21 protein-coding genes and 1 tRNA gene are annotated in these 22,986 nt (G+C 57.4%); 12 read left to right on the forward strand and 10 right to left on the reverse strand.

All coding sequences use genetic code 11. The annotated features are described in order from the left end of the window. Nucleotides 1–58: 58 nt before the first annotated feature. Together ACOWVD_RS09690 and argF are read right to left on the reverse strand one after the other, a co-directional pair. Nucleotides 59–1,627 (reverse strand): ABC transporter substrate-binding protein, encoded by a 1,569-nt coding sequence (locus tag ACOWVD_RS09690; protein ID WP_273874815.1) that lies wholly within the window; start codon nucleotides 1,625–1,627, stop codon nucleotides 59–61. A gap of 196 nt (nucleotides 1,628–1,823) precedes the next feature. After that, nucleotides 1,824–2,843, reverse strand: coding sequence for an ornithine carbamoyltransferase (argF, locus tag ACOWVD_RS09695; RefSeq protein ID WP_021504215.1), 1,020 nt, complete (start codon nucleotides 2,841–2,843; stop codon nucleotides 1,824–1,826). A gap of 162 nt (nucleotides 2,844–3,005) precedes the next feature. Here argF and rraB point away from each other — a divergent pair, with 162 nt between their 5' ends. Both rraB and miaE read left to right on the forward strand, forming a co-directional pair. Next, on the forward strand, nucleotides 3,006–3,431 hold the full coding sequence (gene rraB / locus ACOWVD_RS09700) for a ribonuclease E inhibitor RraB (RefSeq protein ID WP_004933365.1): 426 nt from the start codon (nucleotides 3,006–3,008) through the stop codon (nucleotides 3,429–3,431). Between the two features lie 177 nt (nucleotides 3,432–3,608). Further along, the gene (gene miaE / locus ACOWVD_RS09705; RefSeq protein WP_015376459.1) at nucleotides 3,609–4,373 is read left to right on the forward strand and encodes a tRNA isopentenyl-2-thiomethyl-A-37 hydroxylase MiaE; all 765 of its coding nucleotides are present in this window, start codon (nucleotides 3,609–3,611) and stop codon (nucleotides 4,371–4,373) included. 15 nt (nucleotides 4,374–4,388) lie between these two features. Here miaE and ACOWVD_RS09710 read toward each other — a convergent pair whose 3' ends face one another. From ACOWVD_RS09710 to pepA, 5 genes are all read right to left on the reverse strand, one after another. Further along, nucleotides 4,389–5,996: a GMC family oxidoreductase gene (locus tag ACOWVD_RS09710; RefSeq protein ID WP_049243088.1), complete on the reverse strand. Its 1,608-nt coding sequence runs from the start codon at nucleotides 5,994–5,996 to the stop codon at nucleotides 4,389–4,391. A gap of 227 nt (nucleotides 5,997–6,223) precedes the next feature. Further along, nucleotides 6,224–6,727 (reverse strand): GNAT family N-acetyltransferase, encoded by a 504-nt coding sequence (locus tag ACOWVD_RS09715; protein ID WP_004933360.1) that lies wholly within the window; start codon nucleotides 6,725–6,727, stop codon nucleotides 6,224–6,226. A gap of 199 nt (nucleotides 6,728–6,926) precedes the next feature. Then, nucleotides 6,927–9,803 (reverse strand): valine--tRNA ligase, encoded by a 2,877-nt coding sequence (locus tag ACOWVD_RS09720; protein WP_049243089.1) that lies wholly within the window; start codon nucleotides 9,801–9,803, stop codon nucleotides 6,927–6,929. A gap of 12 nt (nucleotides 9,804–9,815) precedes the next feature. Continuing rightward, nucleotides 9,816–10,265, reverse strand: coding sequence for a DNA polymerase III subunit chi (locus ACOWVD_RS09725; protein WP_004933353.1), 450 nt, complete (start codon nucleotides 10,263–10,265; stop codon nucleotides 9,816–9,818). A 231-nt stretch (nucleotides 10,266–10,496) separates the two neighbouring features. Beyond that, complete coding sequence (pepA, locus tag ACOWVD_RS09730) at nucleotides 10,497–12,008, reverse strand: leucyl aminopeptidase (protein WP_004933352.1); 1,512 nt, start codon at nucleotides 12,006–12,008, stop codon at nucleotides 10,497–10,499. A 282-nt stretch (nucleotides 12,009–12,290) separates the two neighbouring features. Here pepA and lptF point away from each other — a divergent pair, with 282 nt between their 5' ends. The 5 genes from lptF to ACOWVD_RS09755 all read left to right on the forward strand — a co-directional run bounded on the left by lptF (nucleotide 12,291) and on the right by ACOWVD_RS09755 (nucleotide 17,881). After that, nucleotides 12,291–13,385, forward strand: coding sequence for an LPS export ABC transporter permease LptF (gene lptF, locus ACOWVD_RS09735; RefSeq protein WP_421105600.1), 1,095 nt, complete (start codon nucleotides 12,291–12,293; stop codon nucleotides 13,383–13,385). Then, entirely contained in the window at nucleotides 13,385–14,455 is a 1,071-nt protein-coding gene (lptG, locus tag ACOWVD_RS09740) for an LPS export ABC transporter permease LptG (protein WP_004933350.1), read from the forward strand. Before lptF ends, lptG begins: the two co-directional genes overlap by 1 nt. A 134-nt stretch (nucleotides 14,456–14,589) precedes the next feature. After that, a complete protein-coding gene (locus ACOWVD_RS09745; protein ID WP_273890343.1) occupies nucleotides 14,590–15,306 on the forward strand; it encodes a LuxR family transcriptional regulator in 717 nt (238 codons plus the stop codon). A 1,075-nt stretch (nucleotides 15,307–16,381) separates the two neighbouring features. Then, nucleotides 16,382–16,466: transfer RNA gene (locus tag ACOWVD_RS09750), tRNA-Leu, on the forward strand. Between the two features lie 164 nt (nucleotides 16,467–16,630). Next, the gene (locus ACOWVD_RS09755) at nucleotides 16,631–17,881 is read left to right on the forward strand and encodes a tyrosine-type recombinase/integrase (protein ID WP_421105601.1); all 1,251 of its coding nucleotides are present in this window, start codon (nucleotides 16,631–16,633) and stop codon (nucleotides 17,879–17,881) included. 65 nt (nucleotides 17,882–17,946) lie between these two features. Here the strand turns inward: ACOWVD_RS09755 and ACOWVD_RS09760 are convergent, their stop codons facing one another. The 3 genes from ACOWVD_RS09760 to ACOWVD_RS09770 all read right to left on the reverse strand — a co-directional run bounded on the left by ACOWVD_RS09760 (nucleotide 17,947) and on the right by ACOWVD_RS09770 (nucleotide 20,786). Next, entirely contained in the window at nucleotides 17,947–19,206 is a 1,260-nt protein-coding gene (locus ACOWVD_RS09760) for a hypothetical protein (protein ID WP_421105602.1), read from the reverse strand. A gap of 603 nt (nucleotides 19,207–19,809) precedes the next feature. Continuing rightward, nucleotides 19,810–20,064 (reverse strand): ogr/Delta-like zinc finger family protein, encoded by a 255-nt coding sequence (locus ACOWVD_RS09765; RefSeq protein ID WP_071883862.1) that lies wholly within the window; start codon nucleotides 20,062–20,064, stop codon nucleotides 19,810–19,812. Next, a complete protein-coding gene (locus ACOWVD_RS09770; protein WP_421105603.1) occupies nucleotides 20,061–20,786 on the reverse strand; it encodes an NAD-dependent aldehyde dehydrogenase in 726 nt (241 codons plus the stop codon). Before ACOWVD_RS09770 ends, ACOWVD_RS09765 begins: the two co-directional genes overlap by 4 nt. 542 nt (nucleotides 20,787–21,328) lie before the next feature. Here ACOWVD_RS09770 and ACOWVD_RS09775 point away from each other — a divergent pair. Genes ACOWVD_RS09775 through ACOWVD_RS09795 form a run of 5 tightly spaced genes read left to right on the forward strand, consistent with a single transcriptional unit; the run spans nucleotide 21,329 to nucleotide 22,980 of the window. Next, nucleotides 21,329–21,592: a helix-turn-helix transcriptional regulator gene (locus tag ACOWVD_RS09775; RefSeq protein WP_421105604.1), complete on the forward strand. Its 264-nt coding sequence runs from the start codon at nucleotides 21,329–21,331 to the stop codon at nucleotides 21,590–21,592. After that, the gene (locus ACOWVD_RS09780; protein ID WP_033638862.1) at nucleotides 21,589–21,834 is read left to right on the forward strand and encodes a hypothetical protein; all 246 of its coding nucleotides are present in this window, start codon (nucleotides 21,589–21,591) and stop codon (nucleotides 21,832–21,834) included. Before ACOWVD_RS09775 ends, ACOWVD_RS09780 begins: the two co-directional genes overlap by 4 nt. A gap of 5 nt (nucleotides 21,835–21,839) precedes the next feature. Next, the gene (locus ACOWVD_RS09785; RefSeq protein ID WP_071883863.1) at nucleotides 21,840–22,388 is read left to right on the forward strand and encodes a host cell division inhibitor Icd-like protein; all 549 of its coding nucleotides are present in this window, start codon (nucleotides 21,840–21,842) and stop codon (nucleotides 22,386–22,388) included. Further along, the gene (locus ACOWVD_RS09790; protein WP_016928972.1) at nucleotides 22,385–22,648 is read left to right on the forward strand and encodes a hypothetical protein; all 264 of its coding nucleotides are present in this window, start codon (nucleotides 22,385–22,387) and stop codon (nucleotides 22,646–22,648) included. Before ACOWVD_RS09785 ends, ACOWVD_RS09790 begins: the two co-directional genes overlap by 4 nt. After that, on the forward strand, nucleotides 22,645–22,980 hold the full coding sequence (locus tag ACOWVD_RS09795; protein WP_033638859.1) for a DUF5375 family protein: 336 nt from the start codon (nucleotides 22,645–22,647) through the stop codon (nucleotides 22,978–22,980). Before ACOWVD_RS09790 ends, ACOWVD_RS09795 begins: the two co-directional genes overlap by 4 nt. The last annotated feature ends 6 nt before the right edge of the window (nucleotides 22,981–22,986 follow it).

Genomic DNA, 22,986 nt, shown 5'->3' on the forward strand with positions numbered 1-22,986 from the left:
TTAAAACGCCGTTTTTTGCCGCCCCGCAATCGATTGGCCGGCGATGGCCGCCCGTCGGCTATTTGCTGACGCGATCGTAGTAGACCATGTCGGCGTTCAGCCCTTGTTGATAGCCTTTGACGTTGTCGCGCAGCACCACTTCGGTTTTGGCCTGATCGATAAACACGTACGGCGAACTGCGCTGCAGCTCCTGTTGCATGGCGGTGTACAGCGCGCGGCGCTTGGCCGGATCGGCTTCGGCCAGCGCCGCCAGCGTCTGCTGGTTCAACTGCGGGATCTGCCAGCCGTTCAGCCCGGCCACCGTGCTGCTCTTGCCGTCGTTGTAGGCGAAGGCGCTGGCGTTGGAGTGGGCGTCGAAGTAATCCGGGATCCACAGGCGGATCGCCGCCTGATGCTGCCTGGCGCGCACGCGGGAGTAAACCTGGCTGCCCGCGGCCGGCAGCAGCTCGACCTTCACGCCGGCGGCGGCGAAGCTGCCCTGCAGCGCCTGCGCGATGGTGATGAACGGCGGTTTGTTCTCTACGTCCAGCGTAAAGGCAGCGTGGGTGATGCCCGCTTTGGCCAGGATGGCTTTCGCCTTGGCCGGATCGTAGCTGAACGGGTTGGTCTCCAGCACGCCCGGCAGCCCGACCGGCAGGAAGCTCTGATGCACGAAATATTGGCCCTTCAGCAGATCCTTCGTGATGCCCTGATAATCCACCAGATAGCGCGCCGCCTCCCAGAAGGCCGGGTTGCTCAGCAGCGGATTGGCGCCGTTGCCGGTGTTGAATACCAGGTAGTTTTGCTCGGCGGACGGGATCTCCAGCACCTTGACGCCCGGCTGGTTCTTCAGCGTGTCGGTCTGGTCGGCGCCCAGTTCGCGGGCTATATCGGCGTCGCCCTGCTGGAGCAGCAGGCGGCGGGTGGCCGGATCCGGCACGTTTTTAATGATGATGTTTTTCAGCTGCGGCTTGTCGCCCGGCGTGGTGGGATTGGCGTCCAGCACGATCGCCTGATGCGGCTGATAGACGCGCATCTTGAACGGGCCGCTGCCGGCGGAGTGCATCTTCAGCCAGGCGTTGCCGAAGTCGCCGTCTTTGACGTTGGCCAGCGCCGCTTTGCTGTCGACGATCGAGGCGATCGGCGTCGAGAGGATATTCAGCGCCACCGCCGGGCTGACGTCCGCCGTCCAGCGCAGCTGCACGGTATGTTCGTCGATCTTCTTGAGCTGCGCGTCGATGTTGTCCGGCTGCCAACCGAGCACGTTGAGGATGAACGCCGGCGATTTGTTCATCTTGACCGCGCGGCTGTAGGAGAAGATCACGTCGTCGGCGGTCAGCGGGTTGCCGGAGGCGAACGCCGCCTGCGGCCGCAGTTTCACCGTCAGCGTTTTGGCCGCCGCATCGCTTTGCCAGCTTTCCGCCAGCACCGGCGCCACCTTGGCCGGATCGTCGCGATCCGCCTGCACCAATCGTTGATACAGGCTGGGCACCGTCTGGATGCTGGAGAGTTCGTTGGCTTCCGCCGGATCGAGGCTGACGATGTCATCCAGCGATTGCACCACCACCAGCGTATTCGGCGGCGTGGCGGCTAACGCGGCGGCGGGCAGGGCGGCGAGCAGGAACAGCGGCAAGAGTTTGGCTTTCATCGGTGTATATCCCCTGAAGGCGCCACAAGGTGGCGCTGAGAACGGTTTGTTATCGTTGGTTTTTACGGCGCGGGCGCCGTCGGCCTGTCACGGTAGAACCTTTACCGGTGGTGGGCAAAGGTCAATGCGCTATTTGATATTCCAGGAATATATTAGCCGCCCTGGCCGGGGGCGCCAGGGCGGTGGAGGTGGATTGTCAGAGGGTTTCGCTCAGCGTGGCGACCAGCACCGCCTTGATGGTATGCAGCCGATTTTCCGCCTGATCGAACACCACGCTGTGCGCCGACTCGAACACTTCGTCGGTCACTTCCATGCCGCCGTGCAGATCGTACTGTTGCGCCATCTGCTTGCCGAGCGTGGTTTGGTCGTCGTGGAACGCCGGCAGGCAGTGCAGGAACTTCACGTTTGGGTTGCCGGTCAGCTTCAGCATCGCCATGTTGACCTGATACGGCCGCAGCAGCGCAATACGCTCCTGCCAGGTCTCTTTCGGTTCGCCCATCGACACCCACACGTCGGTGTAGAGGAAGTCGGCGTCTTGCACCCCTTCGGCGATGTCTTCGGTCAGGGTGAGTTTCGCGCCGGTTTGTTGCGCCAGCGCCTGGCACTCGGCCACCAGCTCCGGCTGCGGCCAGCAGGCCTTCGGCGCCACCAGCCGCAGATCCATGCCCGCCAGCGCGGCGGCTTCCAGCAGCGTGTTGCCCATGTTGTTGCGCGCGTCGCCGACGTACGCCAGTTTCACCTCGCTCAGCGCCTTGCCCGGCAGGTGTTCCTGCACGGTGAGCAGATCCGCCAGCAATTGGGTGGGGTGGAACTCGTCGGTCAGGCCGTTCCACACCGGCACGCCGGCGTGCTGCGCCAGGGTTTCCACCAGCGCCTGGCCGTAACCGCGATACTGAATACCGTCGTACAGGCGGCCCAGCACCCGGGCGGTGTCTTTCATCGACTCTTTATGGCCGATCTGGCTGCCGCTCGGGCCGAGATAGGTCACCTGCGCGCCCTGATCGAATGCGGCAACTTCGAAAGAGCATCGCGTGCGGGTCGAGTCTTTTTCGAAGATGAGCGCAATGTTTTTGCCCTGCAGCCGGCGCTGTTCCCGCCCCTGCTTCTTGGCCTGTTTCAGATCGGCCGCCAGCTTCAGCAGCGCCTGCAGTTCGGCGGGGGTGAAATCCATTAACCTCAGAAAGTGACGTTGGTAGAACGCATTGCCGGTGCTCATAGTCCGATTCCCTGATTGCTCAATTGAATTAAAATTCACTTTATATGTATGAATATTCAATTTCAACCCCAGCGAGGAAATCTTTCACGTTTATCGTGGAAGCAATGTCGGCGGTGTGTGAAAATAGAAGGAATGAAGGCCATTTGACTTGAGGATATAGGCATGGCAAACCGCGAATTGCTGGAAGAACAACGTGAAGAGACCCGCCTGATCATCGAAGAGCTGCTGGAAGACGGCAGCGATCCGGACGCGCTCTACACCATCGAGCACCATCTGTCCGCCGAGAAATTTGAGGTTCTGGAGCAAGCAGCCGTTGAAGCCTTCAAGCTGGGCTACGAAGTGACCGACGCCGAAGAGCTGGAAGTGGAAGACGGTTCACTGGTGATGTGCTGCGACGTGATCAGCGAAGTCGGCCTGAACGCCGAGCTGATCGACGCCCAGGTCGAGCAGCTGGTGGCGCTGGCGGAGCGCTGCGGCGTCAACTACGACGGCTGGGGCACCTACTTTGAAGATCCGAACGGTGAAGACGGTGAGGATGACGAAGACGGCGACTACATCGACGAAGACGACGACGGCAAACGCCACTGATTAACCCCGCTTATTCACATGGGCCGGTTCTCGCCGGCCCCTGATATCCCCGTCGTCTTTCAAGCTGCAGCGTTGTTGGCTGCACTCCCTCACCCCAGTCACTTACCTAAGTAAGCTCCTGGGGATGAGTGAGCTGGCCGCCTGGCTGCAACTTGAAATACATAGGGCAATGACGCTATGACATACCAATCTCTGCTAGCCCCGATTTTAAGCTTCCTGCACTGTGAAACTCCCGACGCCTGGATCGACGCCGCGCGCCGTCCGGAAAACCTGCAGCTGTTGCTGACCGACCACCTGGTGTGTGAGCTGAAAGCCGCGCAGACCGGCATGTGGCTGATCCGCCGCTACGTGGCGGACAAAGAGAGCGGCGACGCGCTGTTGGCGCTGCTGCGGCCCTACGAGGCGTTTCTGCACGAAGCGCAGGGCGCGCCGGACACGCTGTTCCGCCAGGGCCAGTTCACCCGCAAGATCCTGCCGAAAAACGGCTCGGCCTACGGCCAGGATCTGGCGGATCGCATGGTGCTGTTGATCAAGGAAGAGCTGCATCACTTCTCGCAGGTGCTGGAGATCATGCAGGCGCGCGGGATCCCGTATCGCAAGATCACCGCCAGCCGCTACGCCAAGGGCATGATCCGCGAGATCCGCACCCACGATCCGGCGACGCTGATCGACAAACTGATCTGCGGCGCCTACATCGAAGCGCGATCCTGCGAACGCTTCGCCAAACTGGCGCCGCACCTGGACGACGAGCTGAACCGCTTTTACGTCTCGCTGCTGCGATCCGAAGCGCGCCACTATCAGGACTACCTGACGCTGGCCGAGCAGATCGCCGGCGGCGACATCAGCGAACGGGTGGCGCATTTCGGCCGCCTCGAAGCTGAACTGATCCTGTCGCCGGACAGCGAGCTGCGCTTCCACAGCGGCGTGCCCGCCGCCGCCTGAGGTTGAGGCGCGCCCTTACTGCGGCGCGCCCAGCAACAGATCCACCGCCTTTTCCGCCAGCATGATGGTCGGCGCATTGGTGTTGCCGCTGGTGAGTTGCGGCATCACCGAGCAGTCGATCACCCGCAGCTGTTCAAAACCGTGCACCCGTAGCTGCGGATCGGTCACCGCGTCCTGCGGCGACGGCCCCATGCGGCAACTGCCCACCGGGTGATACACCGTCTTGCAGAAGTTGCGCACGAACTCCTCCAGCTGCGCTTCGTCGCGCGTCCACTCCGGCTGCGGCATCAGCAGATCTTTGATCAGCGGCTTCAGCGCCGCGGTTTGCAGGAAATCCAGGCCGAACTTCACCGCGCGCACGCTGCCGGCCAGATCGTCCGGGTGGCCGAGGTAGTTGGCGTGCAGCTTGACCGGATCGCGCGGGTTGCTGCTGCGCAGCTGCACTTCGCCGCGTGCCTTCGGCTGCAGGTAACCGACCTTGAGCGTGAAGCCGTGAATGTTCGGCAGCGGCTCGCCGGGCACGTCGTCCCAGCTGTCCAGCAGCGGCAGGAAATGGATCTGCACGTCCGGCCGGCCGTCGCCCTGGCTGTCGGTGAAGGCGGCGCCTTCCAGCACGTTGGACGAGAGTACCCCGCTGCGAAACGCCAGCCACTGCGCGCCGTGGCTCAGCGCCTGCAGGCCGCGATCGGCGCCGAACAGGCTGATCGGCTCGCGGGTGCTGACGTTGATCGACATGTGCAGATGGTCGTGGAAGTTTTTGCCCACCGGCAGATCCGCCCGCACCTCGATGCCCAACTGCTGCAGGTGGTCGCGCGGGCCGATGCCGGACAGCATCAGCAGCTTCGGCGAACCGACCGCGCCGGCGCTGACGATCACCTCTTTGGTGGCGCGGGCGGTGACTTCCGCGCCGCCATTCTGGCTGTAGACCACGCCGGTGGCGACGTTGCCCTCGAAGGTCAGCCGGTGCGCCAGGGCGTTCAGTTTCACCACCAGCCGCCGTTCGTCGCGCACCGCCTTCAGGTAGGTGCGGGCGGTGCTGGCGCGCTCGCCGTTGTGGGTGGTGGTTTGGTAAAAGCCGACGCCGTGCTGGCTGTCGCCGTTGAAGTCGTTGCGATAGGGCAGGTTCAGCTCCTGGCCGGCGCGGATAAACGCCATGCTGAGCGGGTGGCGATAGCGATTCTCGCTGACCGGCAGCAGCCCGTCGGCGCCGTGGTAGTCGTCTGACAGGCTTTCATTGGCCTCGGCGCGTTTGAAGTAGGGCAACACCTCCCGGTAGCTCCAGCCGGCGCAGCCGTAGCGCTCGGCCCAGTCGTCGTAGTCTTGCGGCTGGCCGCGCAGGTAGATCATGCCGTTCACCGAACTGCTGCCGCCCAGCACCTTGCCCTGCGCGATCTGCATGCGGCGGTTGTTGGCGTGCGGTTCCGGCTCCGTTTCATAGGGCCAGCTTTTTTTGGCGATGATCTTGGCCACCCCGGCCGGCATCTTGATGAACAGGTTATTGTCGTCGCCGCCGGCTTCCAGCAGCAGCACCCGCGCTTGGGTGCGGCGGATCAGCTGCGCCGCCAGCACACAGCCGGCGGAACCGGCGCCGACGATGATGTAATCAAAGGTATTTTCCGACATGACAGCTCTCCGTGCGCGATTGGGATACTGGCAGAGTAACGCGGGGGAAAAGGCGGTCAATTTGCGATCGTTAATTTATTAACGAACTTCACATTAAATTTACATCGTGGTTTTTAACGTCAGTTTATCTGCTTGAAAAACGGCGTTATAGCGAGTTTTACTGATTGATTGCGATATTAATAAAAAAGGCGCAGCAAGCTGCGCCCTGATGAAGAGGCGGGGGAGGATTACAGCGTTTTCAGCATGGTGACTTCACAATCGACGTGGCCGGTGGCGCCCATCGCATGGTCGATGTGTTCGAAGCCCAGATGTTCGTACAGCGCAACGGCCTGCGTCAGGCTGGCGGTGGTCTCGAGGTAACAACAGCGGAAGCCGTGCTGGCGGGCGAAATCCAGCGCCTGCAGCGCCAGGCGTTTCGCCAATCCCTTGCCGCGCAACACCGGCAGGAAATACATCTTCTGCAATTCGCAAATATCGTCTGCGCCACCCTGCAGCGGCGCGATGCCGCCGCCGCCGGCGACCTGGCCGTCCACCTCGATCACCCAGTAAGCGCTGCGCGGCAGGCTGTAGAGCTGATACAGGGCATCCAGGTTGGGATCGGAGACGGTATAGCCTTTATCCGCCGTCAGGCCGTGCTCGGCGGAGACTTCGCGAATGACGTGAGCAATGGCGGGATTGTCTTCCGCCGTGATGGGGCGCACCAGCAGGCGCGCCGGGGTTGCTGTTGTCATGTTTACACTCGCCATTGAAAGAGACCACGTTCGTTTTTCATTTTTATCGCAGCGCGAAACGCGCCGGGGTTATTTCCCGGCGGCGTCCTTGCGGCAGTAATATCTTGTAATAACATCTAACCCGGCCCGGATGCAACGGCGATAAAAAAACAGCGGGGAAGACCCCGCTGTTTTTCAGGCGTTGGCGTGAGCCGGTGGATTACAGCGCGGCGATGGTCGCCTGCTGTTCCTGCAGCTTCACTTTGCCTTCTTTGCAGGCCGCCAGACGATCGCGCTCTTTGGCAACTACCGCTTCCGGCGCGCGCGCCACGAAGCCTTCGTTCGCCAGCTTGCCTTCGATCGAAGCGATTTCCGCATCCAGCTTGCCCATCTCTTTCGCCAGACGCGCGATCTCGGCGTCCTTGTCGATGAAACCGGCCATCGGGATCAGCAGCTCGGCGCCGTCCACCAGTTTGGTGACGGAGACCGGGCCTTTCTCACCGGCCGGCAGCAGCGCGATGGATTCCAGACGCGCCAGACGGGCGATAAAGCTCTGGTTCTCCTGCACGCGGCGCTGGGCGTCGGCGCTGCAGTTGCGCAGCAGCACGTCGAGCGCTTTGCTTGGCGCGATGTTCATCTCGGCGCGGATGTTGCGCACGGCGATGATGGTTTGCTTGATCCACTCCAGATCGTTCAGCGCCTGCTCGTCTTCCAGCGCGGCGTCGTAGGCCGGGAACGGCTGCAGCATGATGGTATCTGCGGTCGTGCCGGTCAGCGGCTTCACGCGCTGCCAGATGGTTTCGGTGATGAACGGAATGATCGGGTGCGCCAGGCGCAGCAGCGCTTCCAGCACGGTGATCAGCGTGTGGCGGGTGCCGCGCTGTTCCGCTTCGCTGCCGTTGCTCACGACAGGCTTGGTCAGCTCCAGATACCAGTCGCAGAACTGGTTCCAGGTGAATTCGTACAGGATGTTGGCCGCCAGATCGAAGCGGTAGGTATCCAGCGCTTCGCGGTAGGCTTTCACCGTGCGGTTGAATTCGGCCAGGATCCAGCGATCCGCCAGCGACAGCACTTTCTCGCCGCCGTTGAAGCCGCAGTCGTGCGCTTCGGTGTTCATCAGCACGAAGCGGCTGGCGTTCCACAGCTTGTTACAGAAGTTGCGGTAGCCTTCCAGGCGCTTCATGTCCCAGTTGATGTCGCGGCCGGTCGAGGCCAGCGCCGCCAGGGTGAAACGCAGGGCGTCGGTGCCGTGCGGCTCGATGCCGTTCGGGAACTGCTTCTCGGTGCGCTTGCGGATCTTCTCCGCCAGCTGCGGCTGCATCATGTTGCCGGTGCGTTTTTCCAGCAGATCTTCCAGCGAGATGCCATCGACCATGTCCAGCGGATCGATCACGTTGCCTTTCGACTTGGACATCTTCTGGCCTTCGTCGTCGCGGATAAGACCGGTCATGTAGACGGTCTTGAACGGCACCTGCGGCTTGCCGTTTTCATCCTTGATGAAGTGCATGGTCAGCATGATCATGCGCGCGATCCAGAAGAAGATGATGTCGAAGCCGCTGACCATCACGCTGGTCGGGTGGAAGGTTTTCAGCGCGTCGGTCTGCTCCGGCCAGCCCAGGGTGGAGAAGGTCCACAGGCCGGACGAGAACCAGGTGTCCAGCACGTCTTCGTCCTGGGTCAGCACCACGTCGGCGCCCAGGTTGTTCTCGCTGCGCACTTCTTCTTCGCTGCGGCCCACGTAGACTTTGCCGTTCACGTCGTACCAGGCCGGGATGCGGTGGCCCCACCACAGCTGACGCGAGATGCACCAGTCCTGAATGTCGCGCATCCAGCTGAAGTACATGTTTTCGTACTGCTTCGGCACGAACTCGATTTGGCCCTGTTCGACCGCTTCCACCGCCACTTTGGCCAGCGGCGCGGTGCGCACGTACCATTGGTCGGTCAGCATCGGCTCGATCACCACGCCGCCGCGGTCACCGTAAGGCACCGTCAGATCGTGCGGTTTAATCTCGTCCAGCAGGCCCAGATTTTCGAAGGCGGCAACCACCGCTTTACGCGCCGCGAAGCGCTCCAGGCCGCGGAACTCGGCCGGGATCTCGTTGCAGTAGTCGGTGCAGACTTCGCCCAGGGTGTTGAACACTTCCGCTTCCTGGCGGATGTCGCCGTCGAAGGTCAGAATGTTGATCATCGGCAGGCCGTGGCGTTTGCCGACTTCGTAGTCGTTGAAATCGTGCGCCGGGGTGATCTTCACGCAGCCGGTGCCTTTTTCCATATCGGCGTGTTCGTCGCCGACGATGCGGATGCGGCGGCCGACCAGCGGCAGAATGATCTCTTTGCCGATCAGGTCTTTATAGCGCGGATCTTCCGGGTTGACCGCCACGCCGGTATCGCCCAGCACGGTTTCCGGACGGGTGGTGGCGACCACCAGGTAGTCTTTGCCCTCGGCGGTTTTCGCGCCGTCGGCCAGCGGGTAGCGCAGGTGCCACATGGAACCTTTGGATTCGCGGTTTTCCACTTCCAGATCGGAGATGGCGGTGCGCAGCTTCGGATCCCAGTTCACCAGGCGCTTGCCGCGGTAGATCAGATCTTCTTTGTGCAGACGGACAAACACTTCGCGCACCGCGTTCGACAGGCCTTCGTCCATGGTGAAGCGCTCGCGCTCCCAGTCCACGGAGTTGCCCAAACGGCGCATCTGACGGGTGATGGTGCCGCCGGATTCCGCTTTCCACTGCCAGATCTTGTCGATGAACGCGTCACGGCCGTAGTCGTGGCGGGTTTTGCCTTCTTCTGCGGCGATCTTGCGCTCCACCACCATCTGGGTGGCGATGCCGGCGTGGTCGGTGCCCGCCTGCCACAGGGTGTTTTTACCCTGCATGCGCTGATAGCGAATCATGGTATCCATGATGGTCTGCTGGAACGCGTGGCCCATGTGCAGGCTGCCGGTGACGTTCGGCGGCGGGATCATGATGCAGAAGCTTTCCTGGCTGGTATCGCCGTTCGGCTTGAAGTAACCCTGATTCTCCCAGTGATCGTACAGCTTCTGTTCGATCTGTTTTGGGTCGTATGCGGTATCGAGCTGACTGTTTGTCTTTTCCATTCTTTATCGTATTCAGTGAGTTGGCGGCGTAGCCGTGGTCAAATGGAAGCCGACGCTGCGATAGGCCTTGTAACGGTCGCGCGCCAACTGTTTCAGAGTGTCTTCGTAAGGAACGAAGTCTACCACTTCATGGAAAGCGGTAGCAAAATCGGCAAACTGCGGCAGCAGAGCGATCAGCAGATCGCGCGGGGCGTTGCCGCGCTTGCCGGGCCAGCACAGTTCCACCGGCGCGCCGTAGTGCGGCCCTTCGCCGGCCAGGTTGTGCGGCACGAATTCATGCGGCTCGCGCTGCCACAGCGCTTCGTCCAGCCGCTGGGCTTGCTCCTGGCTCTCGCAGGCGATCAGCACCCGCTTGCCGGCGCGGAAGCCGTTGGCGGCAACGGCGCAGGCCACGGCCTCATGGGCGCTGAGCGCGCCTGACGGTTCCGCGTTGTCGAGCAAATAAAACGTCGCCTGTTTCATTAAGGATCCACCGCTGCCGATAAAAAAACAGGGCACAACATGTAGGTTGCGCCCTTTTTGGGAACGGAGCAGATAACTCTACCCCTTCGCTGCTGAGAGGATTATATACCCAATAGATTTCAAGTTGCAGCTAGGCGGCAAGTTCGTTCATCCCCAGGAGCTGACATCAAGTCAGTGACTGGGGTGAACGAATGCGGCCAACAACGCTGCGACTTGAAAGATGAAGGGTATTTAATCGTCGCCGTTCAGGCCTGCACGGTTGAGCAAGAACTGCGACAGCAGCGCTACCGGGCGGCCGGTCGCGCCCTTGGCTTTACCGGAGCGCCAGGCGGTGCCGGCGATATCCAGGTGCGCCCAGGTGTACTTGCGGGTGAAGCGCGACAGGAAGCAGGCGGCGGTGATGGCGCCGCCTGGGCGGCCACCGATGTTCGCCATGTCGGCGAAGTTGGAGTCCAGCTGCTCGTAATACTCGTCGGCCATCGGCAAACGCCAGGCGCGGTCGCCGGCCTGCTCGGAAGCGCCCAGCAGCTCGTGCGCCAGCGGGTTGTGGTTCGACATCAGGCCGGTGATGTGGTGGCCCAAAGCGATCACGCAGGCGCCGGTCAGGGTGGCGATGTCGATCACCAGCTCCGGCTCGAAGCGCTCGACGTAGGTCAGGGTATCGCACAGCACCAGGCGGCCTTCGGCGTCGGTGTTGAGCACCTCGACGGTCTGGCCGGACATGGTGGTCAGCACGTCGCCCGGACGGTACGCCCGGCCGCCCGGCATGTTTTCACAGCCGGCCAGCACGCCGATCACATTCAGCGGCAGGTTCAGCTCCGCCACCACGCGCATCACGCCGTACACGGTCGCCGCGCCGCACATGTCGTATTTCATCTCGTCCATGCCGTCGGCCGGTTTGATCGAGATGCCGCCGGAGTCGAAGGTTAGCCCTTTGCCGACCAGCACGATCGGCTTAGCGTCCGGATTTGGGTTGCCCTTATATTCCATCACCGACATCAATGATTCGTTCTGCGAACCGGCACCGACCGCCAGATAGGCGTTCATGCCCAGCTCTTTCATCTGCTGTTCGCCGATGACGCGGGTGGTGATGTTGGTGCTGAAGGCGTCCGCCAACTGACGGGCCTGCGAGGCCAGGTAGCCGGCGTTACAGATGTTCGGCGGCATGTTGCCGAGATCTTTGGCCGCCTTGATGCCGGAAGCCACCGCCAGGCCGTGCTGAATCGCGCGCTCGCCGCTGGTGAGCTCACGGCGGGTCGGCACGTTGAACACCATTTTGCGCAGCGGACGACGCGGCTCCACCTTGTTGCTTTTCAGCTGATCGAAGGTGTAGAGCGTCTCTTTGGCGGTTTCCACCGCCTGACGCACTTTCCAGTAGGTGTTGCGGCCTTTCACGTGCAGCTCGGTCAGGAAGCAGACCGCTTCCATTGAGCCGGTGTCGTTGAGGGTATTGATGGTTTTCTGGATCACCTGCTTGTATTGGCGCTCATCGAGCTCGCGCTCTTTGCCGCAGCCGATCAGCAGGATGCGCTCGGAGAGAATGTTGGGCACATGGTGCAGTAGCAGCGTCTGCCCGACCTTGCCTTCCAGTTCGCCACGGCGCAGCAATGCGCTGATATAACCATCACTGATTTTGTCGAGTTGTTCTGCGATAGGGGACAGGCGGCGCGGTTCGAAAACGCCGACTACAATACAGGCACTGCGCTGTTTTTCCGGGCTACCGCTTTTTACACTGAACTCCATGCACTCTCCTGAATCTTAAAGACAAAGGCGGACGCTACGGCTAGAATAATCGACTCCGTAACGATCTCCCGCCATTTGAGTTAACGGATTATGTTAACCTGAACGGCGTAAATTGCTCTGTTTTGGCGACTATAAGCAAGTTCCTATAGGACACCCAAACGGCTTGATGTTGTAATACTATTTTAGCTGTGAAGGTTGCCATATGATGAGAATAAATGGCGGATTAGCGATGAAATTATCGATTTTCCTGCAAAAAGACAAGTTTTCACAGGCGTAATAAGCGTGATCATCATAAGATATCTGGTACGGGAAACGCTCAAGAGCCAAATCGCCATCCTGTTCATCCTGCTTCTGATCTTCTTTTGTCAGAACCTGGTCAGGGTGTTGGGCGACGCGGTGGACGGCAATATCCCGACAAACTTAATACTCTCTCTGCTCGCTCTGGGCGTGCCGAAGATGGCGCAGCTCATCCTGCCTTTGAGCCTGTTTCTCGGCTTGCTGATGACGCTTGGGCGGTTGTATACCGAGAGCGAAATCACCGTCATGCACGCCTGCGGGCTGGGCAAACGCACCCTGATTATCGCCGCCATGATCCTGGCGCTGTTCACCTCTGCGGTCGCGGCGGTGAACGTGTTTTGGGCCGGCCCCTGGGCCTCGCGCTATCAGGACGTGGTGGTGAACGAAGCCAAAGCCAACCCGAGCATCGCCGGGCTGGCTGAAGGGCAGTTCAAACCCTCGCAAGACGGCAACGCGGTGCTGTTTATCGGCAACGTGAAGGGCAGCACCTTCAACGACGTGTTCCTGGCGCAACTGCGGCCGAACGGCAACCAACGCCCGTCGGTGGTGGTGGCCGAGCACGGCAACATCGTGCAGCAGAAAGACGGCTCGCAGGTGGTGACGCTCGACAAGGGCACGCGTTTTGAAGGCACCGCGCTGCTGCGCGACTTCCGCATTACCGACTTCACCGACTACAAGGCGGTGATTGGCCACCGCACCGTGGCGGTGGACAACACCGAATCCGAACAGATGTCGATGCAGACGCTGTGGGAATCCGACGATCCGGACGCGCGCGCCGAATTCCACTGGCGCCTGACGCTGGTGGTGTCGGTGGCGCTGATGGCGCTGCTGGTGGTGCCGCTCAGCGTGGTGAACCCGCGCCAGGGCCGCGTGCTGAGCATGCTGCCGGCCATCCTGCTGTATCTGATCTTCTTCCTGCTGCAGACCTCGCTGCGCTCCAATGCCGGCAAGGGCAAGCTGGATCCGATGCTGTGGCTGTGGCTGGTTAACGGCGTTTACTTCGCGATCGCACTGGCGCTGAACCTGTGGGATACCGTGCCGATGCGTAAGCTGCGCGCACGCCTGAGAGGAGCGGCCTGATGTTTGGCGTATTAGACAGGTATATCGGTAAAACGATTTTCAACACCATCATCATGACGCTGTTCATGCTGGTGTCGCTGTCCGGCATCATCAAGTTCGTCGATCAGCTGCGCAAGGTCGGCCAGGGCGAATACACCGCGCTGAGCGCCGGCATGTACACCCTGCTGAGCGTGCCGAAAGACATCGAGATCTTCTTCCCGATGGCGGCGCTGCTCGGCGCGCTGCTCGGCCTGGGCCAACTGGCGACGCGCAGCGAACTGGTGGTGATGCAGGCTTCCGGCTTCACCCGCCTGCAGATCGCCGGCTCGGTGATGAAAACCGCCATTCCGCTGGTGCTGCTGACCATGGCGATCGGCGAGTGGGTGGCGCCGCAGGGCGAGCAGATGGCGCGCAACTACCGCGCCCAGCAGATGTACGGCGGCTCGCTGCTCTCCACCAAGAGCGGGCTGTGGGCGAAGGACGGCAACGACTTCATCTACATCGAGCGCGTCTCCGGCGACAAAGAACTCTCCGGCGTGAACATCTACCACTTCAACGATCAGCGTCGCCTGGAGACGGTGCGCTATGCGGCTACCGCCAGCTTCGAGAACGGCCTGTGGCAGCTTTCACAGGTGGACACCTCGGATCTGACCAACCCGAAACAGGTGACCGGCACCCAGACGCTGACCGGCGAATGGAAAACCAACCTGACCCCGGACAAGCTGGGCGTGGTGGCGCTGGATCCGGATTCGCTCTCCATCAGCGGGCTGCACAACTACGTGAAGTACCTGAAGCAGAGCGGCCAGGAAGCCAGCCGTTACCAGCTCAACATGTGGAGCAAAATCTTCTCGCCGCTGTCGGTGGCGGTGATGATGCTGATGGCGCTGTCGTTCATCTTCGGCCCGCTGCGCAGCGTGCCGATGGGCATCCGCGTGGTGACCGGCATCAGCTTCGGCTTCCTGTTCTACGTGCTGGATCAGATTTTCGGCCCGCTGAGCCTGGTGTACAGCATGCCGCCGGTGCTGGGCGCGTTGTTGCCGAGCATGCTGTTCCTGCTGATCAGCGTGTATATGCTGCTCAAACGCAAGTAGCGGGGCGAGCGGTAGTGAAGAAAGGCGTGGCCGCGGGGCCGCGCCTTTTTTGTTGGGGTGGCATGCCCCCGCCTGCGGTTTTTGTCGTGCTATAGTCACTTCAGCAGCAATGCAGGAGAGGGAGCAGGCAGCCAATGGAAGACGAATATAATCTCAGCAACATTATCGGCAAGCGCCTGGAAGTGGCACTAGGGGAGTTGGGCAATCTCCTGTGGGCGTATGTGGTGTTATCCAAAAAAGACATTGCCTGCATCTTTGGCGTCACCAACTACCCGAGTGAATGGGTAAAAAAGTATCAAGAGCAGGGATTGCAGTACATTGATCCGGTGGTGCTTACCGCCCGTAACCGCCTGACCCCCTTCGCCTGGGACGAGCAAATCATGGCGGACGGAGGGCTGCATTTTCCCGAACTGTTCGAACAGGCCCGCGAGTTTGGCGTAACGCACGGCTATACTTTCGTGCTGCACGATTACAACGATAACCTCGTCACGCTTTCCTTTGCCTTCAACCTTGAGCAAAGAGCGGAAGCCATCCAGGCGCTCACCGAACGTAAAGGCGACATTTCGGTATTGCTGGCCTCAATCCATGAGTCCTATCTGGCGCTGTCACCACTGTCAGCAAAAAACGCCGCAGCCCTAGAGAGAAACGCCCGCTTTACCGACAGGGAAAACGAGATCCTCTATTGGGCCAGCGTGGGTAAAACCTACCAGGAAACGGCGATGATCCTGGGCATCAAGACCGGCACCATCAAGTTTCATATGTCCAACGTCGTCAAAAAGCTGGGGGTCACGAATGCCCGACATGCCGTGCGCCTGGGGATGGAGCTGCGGCTGATCAAACCGGTGGAGTGATGGGCTAGCTAGCCTGTGGAATACTGAGGCAACGACTGCGCAGAACTCATCAGCCGGGATACGTCTAAATGGAGAAAATATCGGCTGGCGAACAGCGTCTTTCGATTCGGGAAATACGGGTGTTAAATCGGTATTGAGTTGGCCGCGTGGCGATTAACGTGAAGGCTGCAATAGCGTATCGGCTCCGATCTCTGCGATGTGAAATAATAACCTGCATGAACTTATAAAGGTCTAGTAAGGGACTGTACTTTAGTCTAACTAGTTTCCCACCCCTTAAGGCGATACACTTTCCCGGTAATGTTTTGATAAAAAATACAAAAAAAAACCTGACCGCGTAGGGCCAGGTTGCCAATATTGGCCAACACCAGGGAAAATTTTCTTGCACCATCTTAAAGCTATTAACTCCGCAGAGGCAAGCGATCTCAGCTGGTTTTTAGGCATAAACTAGCCATTTTGTTATGTATGTACGCTATTTTCTGGTGATTTCAGATAAAGCCAATCCAACGTGAATAACCTCTGTCTTTTTATAGCCCCGTTTCGATTTTTTATTTCCTGCCTGATATTCAGTAATGAAAAAATATTGTTCCTGGAATGTTACGCAACCTCATTCTTTATTGGCTGACACATTGTTATGCAATTATTTGCAGCATTGTCATTGCCGCTGGGGATTATTTTATTTTTGATAGGGGCTGAGTGAGACAGTGGGGATGGGGAAGGCAGGTGCTACCTTCCGCGTGGCGGGTTCCTGAACCTGTTTCGCTAGCTGGCGAGCGGTTCTGGCTAGTGGGAGTGAGTGATGTACGGCACATGAATCATCATTGCTCTGTGCGACGAGGCTGGAATCGGATGGTATTGCGTGAGTGTGGCGCCTGATCCTGGATGCTCGTTGCAACAGCCTGTGGATGTAGCATGTTCATCACCAACGTGGTTGGGAAGGGCGCGCAGCGGTAAGGCGGGGAGGACAAACGTGTGTTGCGGCGGTTTTTTCGACACTTAACTCATTGAACAACGGATAAGTGTTGCGTGCTGGTCGCGGGAAGGTATAATTCACCCGTTTTCCGCATACTACTTCAGTGCCGAAGTGGCGAAATCGGTAGACGCAGTTGATTCAAAATCAACCGTAGAGATACGTGCCGGTTCGAGTCCGGCCTTCGGCACCATTCCCCCTTCCGTAGTCGTCCGACGAAGTCCAAAAAATCCTTTAAAATCAATAAGATTGACCTTTCTGGCGTCCGCCGTTGTCCGAGGTCGTCCGTTGAAATCCAGGGGGCACTGGGGGCATAATTGGGGGCATCTCCACTTCGATAGAAAATGTGCCCCCAAAATGAAGCTAAACGCCCGCCAGGTCGAGACCGCAAAGCCCAAAGAGAAAACCTACAAAATGGCCGATGGCGGCGGTTTGTATCTCGAGGTTACGACGAAAGGTTCCAAGTATTGGCGAATGAAGTACCGCCGCCCTAACGATAAAAAAGAGGATCGGCTTGCTTTCGGTGTTTGGCCGACAGTCAGTCTTGCCGAAGCACGTAGCAAAAGAGACGAAGCCAAAAAGCTGTTGGTACAAGGATTGGATCCAAAAGCAGAAGAAAGGGAAGCTCAGGCTGAAACTGCGGGCGCATACACGTTCGAGACCATTGCCCGAGAATGGCATGCCAACAACAAACGTTGGAGTGAAGATCACCGAGCGAGAGTGCTTCGTTATTTGGAACTGTATATTTTCCCGCACATTGGTGCAGCTGATATTCGTGGTCTTAAAACCAGCCATCTCTTAGCACCGATTAAGGCCGTTGACGCCAGCGGTAAGCACGACGTAGCGCAGCGCTTACAGCAACGTGTTACGGCCATTATGCGTTATGCAGTTCAGAACGATTACATTGATTCAAATCCTGCCAGCGACATGGCCGGAGCATTGGCAACAACCAAAGCTCGGCATTATCCTGCATTGCCGCCTCATCGTTTCCCCGAGTTCCTCGCACGGCTTGCCGCTTATCGGGGACGTCTCATGACACGCATCGCCGTAGAGCTTTCATTACTCACCTTTGTGCGTTCTAGTGAGCTGCGTTTCGCCCGCTGGGATGAGTTCGATTTTGATAAAGCTTGCTGGCGCATACCGGCGCAGCGTGAAGAAATCAAAGGTGTACGCTACTCACACCGTGGCATGAAGATGAAAGAAGAGCATATCGTCCCGCTAAGCCGCCAAGCGTTGGTTTTGTTAGAGAAACTGAGGAGTTTGAGCGGAGAAAATAAGCGTTTGTTCCCCGGCGATCATGATCCCGATAAAGTCATGAGCGAAAACACTGTGAATAATGCACTACGTGCAATGGGTTACGACACCAAAACAGAAGTCTGTGGGCACGGTTTTAGGACGATGGCGCGCGGTGCTTTGGGGGAGTCAGGGCTGTGGAGCGATGATGCGATAGAACGCCAGTTAAGCCACTCTGAACGCAATAATGTGCGAGCAGCTTATATTCATACTTCTGTGCATCTAGATGAGCGTAGGTTGATGGTGCAGTGGTGGGCTGATTATCTTGATGAGAATAAAATTAAGTTAGTATCTCCTTATGAATTCGCCAAATGATTTAGTATCACGCAGAGTTGACTCACTTCATAAAGCAAAGGGGCGTTGCGCCCCTTTTTTTGACATTAAATAACAGAGGCTAATGTCTTTAAATAGTCCTTAACTCGATTTAATTCAAGTTCTAATAAATTATATGTAAGGGTGTTGTCAGGTGATGACTTGTAATTCTCCACCGCTTTGTTTAGTTTGCTTCTATATTTTCTTAGTTCTTTCTTGTATGAATCGTGTATGTTCATATACATGTATCTTGTTAGCTTTCTTATATGGTGCTCACCGTCAGTCATCAGTTTTTTATCAACAGGCTTATTCTCTGGGTCTTCGTTTTTACTTATGTCTACATTCTCGCCAGTTTTCTCATGAATAGTTGTCTTTAATTCTGACTTTATTTCCTCTTCTTGTTGCTTAGTTATCTCTATTTCCTCAATAGCATTAAATGCTTCATTGATGACTTCATTGATGTCATTTTTTTTGCTAATAATTTGTTTCATTTCCTCATAGGTAATAAAGCGGTTGTGTGCAACCTTATTTCTAAGGTCATACAGGGACTCCCAATCATCAATGAGTTTTTCTTCTTTTTTATTTCGCTCTTTGGAATCGGTCTTTTCCGAGTAAACCTCTGGGGAGAAATATCGCTGCCAGTTGCTTTTAGGAACGAAATCCATTAATTTTTCAACGTCAATGGTTTTTTTTGTGCTATTTAATATGCGATGCACATCGGCTGTTTTGATTGTGCTATATTTGTCAAATAGGAATTTGGATAGTTGAATGAAATCCGTTTCTGAAAGGAACGTGTTTAGTGATTGAGTTTCAGATTTTACATCTTTATTTTTTATTGAGTCGATAACTTCTTGTGGTATGTTTGATTTAATCCATTCTAGACCTACTTTTGTAGACATAAAGATGGTGATTAATTTCCTCATTTTATTTTCTATTTCATGTATGTGCTTATAGCCCTCAATTGAAAACTCGGTTGCCAAGTCATCTCTGAGTGTATTTAGTTGTGAATGTTGTAATTCTCTAATTGTAGCAATGATTTCTTTATTTAAGTCTCTTACTGCTAATTTTTCTTTCTCATCTGTAACCTTATTTGTGTTGCAAACGTCAATGACATAGCTACGGTAAGCTTCATTTTTGGATTTTATTTTCTTTACGTTTAGGGTAAATTCAGTATTCTGAAATGTGATGGTGTTGTTAGAACCTTTCTTTTCAATCTTCAAGTTTTGATTAAGTTGAAGGCCTCTTATTAAATCTTCCTCATTTTGCATTAGTTTTCTTTCTTCTGAGAAAATTAATAGATATTCAGAAGTGTAATTTTTCCCTTCCATCAGTTCTCCTTACATGCTTTTATCGAATAGGTGGTGAGGCAGTGTTGTTACAGTACAGTCTATAGGACACGATCAACAAGTAATATCGATGGACTTTGGGCGCCACAGTGTAGAAGGATGGATGTGAAGGTATGTCCAAGGAGATCGGTGATCTGCTAAAAAAGCTATACTTTAGAAAGTTTAAATGGCCGAGCTCCTCCGCCGTCCATCCTTTGCTCACCCTCATCTGACCGCCTCATTAGCACTTCCCTCCCTTGAACGTTACTGTATCACTCGCCGACATTACCGCGAACTAGTGAAGTGTGACGATGCACTCAGGCCGTGAAAATAAATACGCATATTACCGCTGGCGCGCAATACTTCCCCCGCCTCGCCTGCGCACTTCATGTGTCGCTTTTCATGCAGTTGCATGAACGACCGCAGGCCGCGCCAGTACTGGTGCGGCAGGGGATGAAAAGTGCATTTTCTTGCATGCGAAATCATGCACCCTATGCATGCACGCGCAATTTGAGGCTGGCTAGCCAGGAAAAAGGCTGTTTTGGGCGAGGCTGGAAGGGCAATGCCCCGCAATGCTGTCGAGAGCGGCGGGGCTGAGGAGAGAGCTTAGTGCAAGGTTGGATTGCTGTTGTAGCGGCGATAGCGGTTCAATGTCCGTTTCTCCGGCGGTGGCAGGGCGTTCTCATCGACCGGTTGTGTCTGTATCGGCTGACACAGGATTTTATCGACGCTTTCCACCGTCTTGAATGTGCAAGAGCAGGTCAGGCTCTGACATTGGTAATACGCCTCTTTTGTCCGCTCCGTGATATAGCGACTGGTGCGAGTATAGGACGCATGAGTGCACAGCGGGCAGCGCATCATGATTTGGCTCCTTTTTCTTGCAGCAGACGGCGTTTTTCCGCCAGTTCTCTTGCCCTACGCCTCTGGCGCATTGGGCATTTTTGTCGCTCCTGCAATACGCTGGTTTCTTGCGGTATCGTCAGGCCAATCTCATTAAGCACCGGGTGGTCGATATTTTGCTGTGCCATGGCAACGTGAATACGGCCTTGTAGCGTTCCTAGTACCTGTTGCTCAATCATCCTCATCGGATTGTCCGCATAGACGCCGTAAGCACGTGAAGCCAGTGCACACGCCTTGATAACGTCAGGGCTGATTAGCGCCTTGCTCAGCGCATCCACCGCCTGATGTATCGCGTGAGCTGCAAAGGTCGTGAGGGCGTCTTTGTGCGCGTTCACCACCTTCGGGGCTGTACCGCCGCAGCTGAGGTGAAGCTGCATTTTGTCCAGCTCCATCTCCTCAATCAGGCCGTCGAACTCTTTCGCCAGCTCCCGCTTGGAAATCCGGCTGTGGTGCTGCGCTTGCCGTTCCGGCGTCATTTCTCCGCGCAGTTTGCGAAACAGGGTGCGCCACTGGCTTTCTGCCTCCTGGCTCTGCACTTCGGTGTCTTTCTTCTGTTGGTGGCAGCGGGCAATGCCGGTTACGACGTCGGTCAACGCTTGATAGTTTTTGTCGTGGGCGGCGCGAGCGTCACGCAGGGCTTGCAGTTTATCGGTGATGTATTTCGGTAAGGCGGTGGTGCTCATGGTCGTGTCTCCGGTGTCAGTCAATGTGAAGCTATTCTGCTGACCGCCGTACAACATCGCCATTCATCCCGGTTGGACTGTCCCCAGGACAACAGCCTTGGGCGCTGATGAGAAAACCATCAAGCCGTTTTTAGTTTTACCTAAAACTATTCACTACCGTTCACCTAAATAAAAAATATCGATAAATCAGTAAATAATAGGGTGAACACTTCTCGCTAAACTCTTCACCCTGTGTTCACTACTGTTCACCCAGCCCAAAACGACCTTTTCCCTGGCTAGCGGTGTTTGGCGGTTTCTCCCTATTAATCAACCGTCCATCCATCGCTCAGGCTTTTCGGCCGATTTGCCAACAACGGTCAATAAATGCCAATAAAGGCCAATATCGGCCAGCGTTGTCCAGTTGATTGAAAAACAACCATAAAATCTGTTCCACCACACAACAACACCTTGTTGCCACCCCGGCAAATCTTCACATAATAGGGCGCTACCGAAGTTCACACAGTCCCGGCCAGCGTTGGCCGGACACAAAGAGGTAGCGTTTTATGTTGACCGTTTCCACCCCCACTCCATCTACCCCGTCGCCGGTTATTCCTAGCAGTTACACCCCGCGCGAGCGCTTTATCCGCCTGCCGGAAGTGCTCTACACCACCGGCCTGTCCCGCTCCACCGTGTACGAGATGATGAGCCGCCGGCAGTTCCCGGCTCAGGTCTCCCTCGGCGGTAAAAACGTCGCCTGGCTGGCCTCCGAGGTCGAGCAGTGGATGGACGAACGTATCGCCAACCGTCACCAGGGGGCCGCCGTATGATGCAGTTAACCTTTGGTCGCCAGCATTTCACCCTCGATGAGCGCGACGCGCTGTTTGTGGCGGAAGCTATCCTGTTGCAGCGTAAAGAGCCTGGCGTCGTCTTGCCGGAGCACCGCAGCGAAAAACACGGCGTTATTCGTCTGGCGAGTCGCCAGGCTGAGCCGCGCCTGTTCCGTGCCGGGCCTGTGCCGCTGACCTGCGCGGCGGCCGATACCCGCAACGACCAACTGACCGACTGTTGATCACTATGCGATCAATTGAACGTCCGAGGGCGTCTTACGGCTTGCCCCCACGTCCGGCCCTGCGCTATAGTCCTCCCGCTGCCGCAAAATCGGCAGCCGGGCGTAGGAACCCGTGTTTAATCTTGGCGACAAATGAACACGCGCCACGCGTGTTTTTTTATGTCACAGCCTTAGTGCGCTCATTTTTTGCGCGGTGGATGTTATGCTACCGCAGCAGTCAATCAATGGTGGCTCAGGCGGGGCAGCCTTCGGGCTGGCCGGTTTCCAAGGTTGCCGGTATTCCTACCCCCGTCTGGGCTACCACCATTGAGTGTAGGAACTCCGGTGGTAGCGGTAATTCGCTAACCTTGGAGGCTGCCGTTATGGCTACGACCCTCACCCCAACTCACCCGACATTCTGTTTCCTGTTTGCGGCCGTACGCCGGTCTGCGCTGACGGCTTCACCACGTATGGTGCGCACCGTGGCGGATTCTGAGCACAACGCCCGCCGCGTGCTGGCCCGTGATTACGTGTTGTCCTTTGCCGGTCGTCTGCCGGTTAAGGCGGCAGCATGAACACCCTGGCCGACCGCTACTACCGTGATACCCATTACCCTATCCCGCACGCCGATTTTCTGCGTCTCCAGCATGCGCACGCCACCGGCGTGCTGTTCCTCGACCTGCTGGACACCCTCGACCTCGGCGGGCAGCGCCCCGATGCCGTGCAACAGGCATCGTTTGCCTCGGTCATTGCCCTGCTGACTGACCAACTCGGCCACGTCGTCAACACCTGTGAAACCCAAATTCTTGCCCGCATGGAGGCCACCGCCGCATGAACACCTCATCTTGTTTACCGATTGAAGTCCGCACCGCCGTTTTTCGCCGCGCCGTGGCACAAGCCTATTTGGACACCTGCGCCTTTTACCGGGTGAGCCTCGGGTACACGCTGGACGAGCTGCAGATGACGATTGCCCTGCGCCTGGAAGGGCACTTTGTGCGTCAGTACGGTGCGGAGGATGGCATGGACATGGCGTGCACCATGCTGAGCGACATGGTGCAGCCGGACGTTCTGGTGGCCGCGCCGCGCCTGACCGCGCTGGGGCAAAAGATGATGGACGAGCTGTGCTGCGAGCGCCTGTCGGCATCGCAGAATGCCACCGTACACTGAGGAGAA

The organism is Serratia sp. SA088, assembly GCF_049065515.1.
Classification (GTDB): Bacteria; Pseudomonadota; Gammaproteobacteria; order Enterobacterales; family Enterobacteriaceae; genus Serratia; species Serratia nematodiphila.

What these genes read in the sequence shown, in the direction of transcription:
- rraB (WP_004933365.1), top strand. Translation starts at nt 3,006, where the DNA reads ATGGCAAACCGCGAATTGCTGGAAGAACAACGTGAAGAGACCCGCCTG.
- pepA (WP_004933352.1), bottom strand. Translation starts at nt 12,008, where the DNA reads ATGGAGTTCAGTGTAAAAAGCGGTAGCCCGGAAAAACAGCGCAGTGCC.
- miaE (WP_015376459.1), top strand. Translation starts at nt 3,609, where the DNA reads ATGACATACCAATCTCTGCTAGCCCCGATTTTAAGCTTCCTGCACTGT.
- ACOWVD_RS09725 (WP_004933353.1), bottom strand. Translation starts at nt 10,265, where the DNA reads ATGAAACAGGCGACGTTTTATTTGCTCGACAACGCGGAACCGTCAGGC.
- ACOWVD_RS09710 (WP_049243088.1), bottom strand. Translation starts at nt 5,996, where the DNA reads ATGTCGGAAAATACCTTTGATTACATCATCGTCGGCGCCGGTTCCGCC.
- ACOWVD_RS09780 (WP_033638862.1), top strand. Translation starts at nt 21,589, where the DNA reads ATGATGCAGTTAACCTTTGGTCGCCAGCATTTCACCCTCGATGAGCGC.
- ACOWVD_RS09715 (WP_004933360.1), bottom strand. Translation starts at nt 6,727, where the DNA reads ATGACAACAGCAACCCCGGCGCGCCTGCTGGTGCGCCCCATCACGGCG.
- ACOWVD_RS09765 (WP_071883862.1), bottom strand. Translation starts at nt 20,064, where the DNA reads ATGATGCGCTGCCCGCTGTGCACTCATGCGTCCTATACTCGCACCAGT.
- ACOWVD_RS09720 (WP_049243089.1), bottom strand. Translation starts at nt 9,803, where the DNA reads ATGGAAAAGACAAACAGTCAGCTCGATACCGCATACGACCCAAAACAG.
- ACOWVD_RS09790 (WP_016928972.1), top strand. Translation starts at nt 22,385, where the DNA reads ATGAACACCCTGGCCGACCGCTACTACCGTGATACCCATTACCCTATC.
- argF (WP_021504215.1), bottom strand. Translation starts at nt 2,843, where the DNA reads ATGAGCACCGGCAATGCGTTCTACCAACGTCACTTTCTGAGGTTAATG.
- ACOWVD_RS09770 (WP_421105603.1), bottom strand. Translation starts at nt 20,786, where the DNA reads ATGAGCACCACCGCCTTACCGAAATACATCACCGATAAACTGCAAGCC.
- ACOWVD_RS09775 (WP_421105604.1), top strand. Translation starts at nt 21,329, where the DNA reads ATGTTGACCGTTTCCACCCCCACTCCATCTACCCCGTCGCCGGTTATT.
- lptG (WP_004933350.1), top strand. Translation starts at nt 13,385, where the DNA reads ATGTTTGGCGTATTAGACAGGTATATCGGTAAAACGATTTTCAACACC.
- ACOWVD_RS09755 (WP_421105601.1), top strand. Translation starts at nt 16,631, where the DNA reads ATGAAGCTAAACGCCCGCCAGGTCGAGACCGCAAAGCCCAAAGAGAAA.
- ACOWVD_RS09690 (WP_273874815.1), bottom strand. Translation starts at nt 1,627, where the DNA reads ATGAAAGCCAAACTCTTGCCGCTGTTCCTGCTCGCCGCCCTGCCCGCC.
- ACOWVD_RS09745 (WP_273890343.1), top strand. Translation starts at nt 14,590, where the DNA reads ATGGAAGACGAATATAATCTCAGCAACATTATCGGCAAGCGCCTGGAA.
- ACOWVD_RS09795 (WP_033638859.1), top strand. Translation starts at nt 22,645, where the DNA reads ATGAACACCTCATCTTGTTTACCGATTGAAGTCCGCACCGCCGTTTTT.
- ACOWVD_RS09785 (WP_071883863.1), top strand. Translation starts at nt 21,840, where the DNA reads ATGCGATCAATTGAACGTCCGAGGGCGTCTTACGGCTTGCCCCCACGT.
- ACOWVD_RS09760 (WP_421105602.1), bottom strand. Translation starts at nt 19,206, where the DNA reads ATGGAAGGGAAAAATTACACTTCTGAATATCTATTAATTTTCTCAGAA.